Here is a 4,163-nt window from a genome sequence, read left to right on the forward strand (position 1 = left end):
TGGTACTGCAGGGGGGACCCTGTGGGAGAGTAGGACGCCGCCGAACAATCATTCAGAAAAGCCCCTGATCCCTTCGGATCAGGGGCTTTTCGCATGTCCGCTCAGTTGTCGTCGTCCTCGTCGGGCAGCTGGGCGTCGTCGGTCTTCGGCTGACCCTGGGCTTGGGCCGGCTTGGGCTCCGTGGTCGGGGCGTCCGAAGGCGCCGCCGAGGCCGGTGCCGAGGCCGGTGCCGAGGCCGGTGCCGAAGCGGACGCCGACGGGTCGGCCGGCGCTGCGGGTGCTGCTGCCACTGCCGCGGTGCCCCAGGACGGCCGGTCGAGCCACTTGTCGGCGGTGTTGGTGAGGCGGGCGACGCCCGTGCCGTCGGCGCGCATGCTGTAGAGGTCGGCGCCGCCGCCCGCGGGGGCCTGGGCGAAGACGATGGACTTGCCGTCGGGTGCGTAGGCCGCGGCGCCGTAGAAGGCGGTGGACGGGGCCGGGGTGAGGGCGCCGATGGCGGTGCCGTCGGGGTGGACGGTGTAGATGCCGCCGCCGGGGGCGTTGTCGGGGCCGGCCGGGTAGGTGGTGAAGAGGATCTGGGTGCCGTCGGGGGACCAGGTCGCGCGGTCGCCCGCGCGCAGCTCCCAGGGGGTGAGCTGGCGCAGCCCGGTGCCGTCCGTACCGACCACGTAGACGGCGCGGCTGTTGGCGGGTTGTCCGGTGGCGCTGGTGCGGTACTCGAAGGTGAGCTGCTTGCCGTCGGGGGACCAGCTGGGGTTGCTGACGGCGCCGGAGTAGGGCTTGTCGTTGGTCAGGAAGGTGAGCCGCTGGACGTTGGTGCCGTCGGGGCTCATCAGGTAGAGGTCCGAGTACTGGACCTGGTTGTTGTGGGCCTGGTCGAGGGCGCCCCAGGAGCGGCTGAACGCGAGCTGCTTGCCGTCGGGGGAGAAGGCGGGGGCGCGTTCGTCCTCGTTGGCGCAGTCGGCGGTGCCGCTGCCGGCGTCGCAGAGCTGGCTGATCTGGTGGGCGTTGTCGCCGCCGGTGGTGACGGTCCAGAGCCGGGCGGTGCCGGACTGCGGGTCGGTGCGGTCGAAGGCGACGGCGCTGCCGTCGGGGTTCCAGTCGGGGTGGTCGTCGCGGGCGCGCGCGGGCGGCTGGGTGATCTGGTGCTGGTCGGCGCCGTCCGGGCCGAGGGTGACGATGGCGCTGGTGGTGCGGGCGGCGTCGGTGTAGGCCCGGCTGACGATCAGTCCGTTGCGGGTCTCGGCGTGCGCCGCGGCGCCGACGACGCCGGGGGTTGCGGACGGGGTCGGGTCCGGGGTCGCGGTGGGGGACTCCGGGCGGATCTCGGAGAGTGGGATGTCACCGGGTTCGGCCCCGCACCCGGTGAGCAGGGTGCCCAGAAGCAGGAGGCCCGCACCGGCGGTTGCGCGGGTGCGGGCCTTGCCGCTGGTGGGGGACTGCCGTGTGCCGGCGATCCGTGTCATCTCCGTCTCCGACCTTTCCGACCGCTTCGACGTGTGCCCCGGTCCGCGGTGGGAGGGACGCAGGACGCATCCAGGAGGAAGGCCCCTGGAAGGAGCTGTCACTGTGTCAGACGGGGTGTGTCGGCGGCCGGGCGACACGCGACGGATCGCATTGGCTCGGTCACACGGAGTAGACGGCTCGGGGGCGGGTCAGCCCCGGGCGGCGCGGCGCTCGGCCTTGGCGAGGGCCTCCGCCTCGTCCTCGGCCTCGGCGACCTCCAGGGTCGGCGCGGTGCCGCCGAGCTGGGCGGGAAGCCACCAGCTGTCCTCGGGGCCGGAGGGCTTGCCGGGGTACTCGCGCTGGGCCCGGTCGAGCATCTCGCTCATGGCGGCGCGCAGCTTTCTGGTGACCATGACGGGCTTGTCGTTCGGGCCGAGGTGAATCGGTTCGCCGATCATGATCGTCACCGGGACGTGGCGCTTGGTGAGGGTCTTCGGACGGCCCTTGGTCCAGAGCTGCTGCGTGCCCCACAGGATGACCGGCAGCAGCGGGGCGCCGGAGTCGGCGGCCATCCGGGCGGCGCCGGTCTTGAACTTCTTCAACATGAACGAGCGGCTGATGGTCGCCTCGGGGAAGACGCCGACGACCTCGCCGGCCTTGAGGGCGCGGACGGCGGCCTCGTAGGCGGGCTGGCCGTCGGTGCGGTCGACCGGGATGTGCTTCATGCCGCGCATCAGCGGGCCGGAGACGCTGTGCCGGAAGACGTCGTCCTTGGCCATGAAGCGGGTCTTGCGCTTGCCGCCGCGGTAGGCGCCGAGGCCGGCGAAGAGGAAGTCCAGGTAGCTGATGTGGTTGCTGACCAGCACCGCTCCGCCGCTGGCGGGGATGTGCTCGGCACCGATGATCTTGATCCGCACGTCGAGCGCGCGGAAGGCGGTGAGTGCGGCGCCGATCACCGGCGGGTAGACGAACTCTGCCACGGTCAGTCCTGACTTCCACGGGCCGGGGCCCGGTACGGCGGGTACCCGCGTCGTGCGCGGGGGCCGACCGGAGCACGGCACGCCGCGGCGGTCACGGGTGATACACGGAGATGATCCCCCGAACGAGTGCCTGCTGTCACCTGAGGCGTGCGGTCAAGCGAATATTCACGGTGTGATCTCCGTGATGAATCCGACCGGGAACTTTTCCGGCCCGCCGCCCGCCCCGCCGCCCGCCCCGCCGTCCGGGCCCGACACTCGCTCCGATCAGGCCCCGGCGCCCAGGCGGCCCTGGGCGCGGCGGACGATCGGGTAGATCTCGCAGCCCGGGCAGTAGCCGAAGGCGGCGTTGAGGAAGGCCGCGGCGAGGGCGAAGCCGGCGGTCAGCAGTCCGAGCCAGCCGACGCCGGTGAGGAAGCCGAGGGTGCCGATGACGGCGAAGACGGCCCCGCCGCCCTGGGCGAAGCGCAGTGGGCGTTCGTCCTCGGTGGTGGTGGGCGGCGCCAGGCGCGGGGCGATGAGGAGGTGGAACAGGCCGACGTACGGGGAGCGGCGGGGGCCGGCGACCGCGCCGACCAGGAAGACCAGGGCCTGGAGAGAGAGCAGCAGGCCGCTGCCGGTGATCAGGACGGCGGCCAGCACCGCGCTGGTGAGCGCGGCGGCGAAGCGGTGACCTCGGGGGTCGGTCTGCAAGGAGTCTCCGGAGTGGTCGCGACGGGCGGCTGCGGCGGGGCGCGTCAGCGACAGCGGGCGGTGGTGACGGGCCTCGGGTCGACGACGCGACGGACGGTCAGCAGCGGCGGGGGGAGGGGGGCGGAGTCCACCCGCCGATCGTACGGGCCCGGTGTCGGCAGGTCGACCTCCCTTTCGGAGCCCGTACGCGCTGCCGCAGACTGGGGGGATGACCGGACTCGTGGTGTGCCTCGTCGTACTGGCGGTGGCGAGCGGGTTCGGGCTGGTGAGGGCAGGGCGCGACGGGAGGCTGCGGGTGCGCACCAAGGACGGGACGGTACGGCTGTCGGAGGAGGATCTGGGCGGGCCGCTCGGTGAGCGGGCGACCCTGGTGCAGTTCTCCACCGCCTTCTGCCAGCCGTGCCGGGCGACCCGGCGGGTGCTGGTCGAGGTGGCCGGGATGCTCGACGGGGTCGTGCACGTGGAACTGGACGCCGAGGCGCAGCTGGAGCTGGTCCGTCGGCTGGAGGTGCTGCGGACGCCGACCGTCCTGGTGCTGGACGCGGCCGGGCGGGTGGTGCGCCGGGCGGCGGGCCTGCCGCGCAAGGCGGACGTGATCGCGGCGCTCGGCCAGGCGGTGTGACGGGCGGTGTGACGGGCGGGGGGACCGGCGGCGAGGCGTTGGCCGGAGGGGGCAGTGAGGGGATTCGTCGACGGTTGGTACCCCCCGTGAGGTGGGGCCGGCCCTCGGCTGGGGCAGGATGGGCGCAAGCGGCGGTGCCGGCCGTCCGACCTAAGCTACTGGCCAGTAGTGACCACTGCGCTACCGCCGAGTATGCTGCCAGGAAGTTCCGGACCGGCACGGGAAACTCGCTGCCCGGAGCGGGTGCGTGCCGTGTTCGCACCCGCTTGCACGCCGCAGCCGTCGGACGAGACCAGTACAGGAGACAAGGCCGTGAGCTTGAGGATCGTTGTCTGTGTGAAGTACGTGCCGGATGCGACGGGTGACCGTCGTTTCGCGGACGACCACACCACGGACCGGGAGGGTGTGGACGGCCTCCTGTCGGA

The 4,163-nt window shown here is 72.8% G+C and carries 4 protein-coding genes and 1 pseudogene; 2 read left to right on the forward strand and 3 right to left on the reverse strand.

Features of this window, described 5'->3' with window-relative positions:
* Window positions 1-101: 101 nt before the first annotated feature.
* The 3 genes from ACFV8H_RS41230 to ACFV8H_RS41240 form a co-directional block, all read right to left on the reverse strand.
* A complete protein-coding gene (locus ACFV8H_RS41230; protein WP_380409897.1) occupies window positions 102-1,466 on the reverse strand; it encodes a TolB family protein in 1,365 nt (454 codons plus the stop codon).
* 189 nt (window positions 1,467-1,655) lie between these two features.
* The gene (locus ACFV8H_RS41235) at window positions 1,656-2,426 is read right to left on the reverse strand and encodes a lysophospholipid acyltransferase family protein (protein ID WP_380409899.1); all 771 of its coding nucleotides are present in this window, start codon (window positions 2,424-2,426) and stop codon (window positions 1,656-1,658) included.
* Window positions 2,427-2,690: 264 nt separating this feature from the next.
* Window positions 2,691-3,116, reverse strand: coding sequence for a DUF4395 domain-containing protein (locus tag ACFV8H_RS41240; RefSeq protein WP_375892414.1), 426 nt, complete (start codon window positions 3,114-3,116; stop codon window positions 2,691-2,693).
* A 208-nt stretch (window positions 3,117-3,324) separates the two neighbouring features.
* Between ACFV8H_RS41240 and ACFV8H_RS41245 the strand changes: the two genes are divergently transcribed.
* Together ACFV8H_RS41245 and ACFV8H_RS41250 are read left to right on the forward strand one after the other, a co-directional pair.
* Window positions 3,325-3,738 (forward strand): thioredoxin family protein, encoded by a 414-nt coding sequence (locus tag ACFV8H_RS41245; RefSeq protein ID WP_380409901.1) that lies wholly within the window; start codon window positions 3,325-3,327, stop codon window positions 3,736-3,738.
* A 312-nt stretch (window positions 3,739-4,050) separates the two neighbouring features.
* Window positions 4,051-4,163, forward strand: a pseudogene (locus ACFV8H_RS41250) (electron transfer flavoprotein subunit beta); the annotation flags it as partial.

It is taken from the genome of Kitasatospora sp. NPDC059827, assembly GCF_042731675.1.
Taxonomy (GTDB): Bacteria; Actinomycetota; Actinomycetes; order Streptomycetales; family Streptomycetaceae; genus Kitasatospora.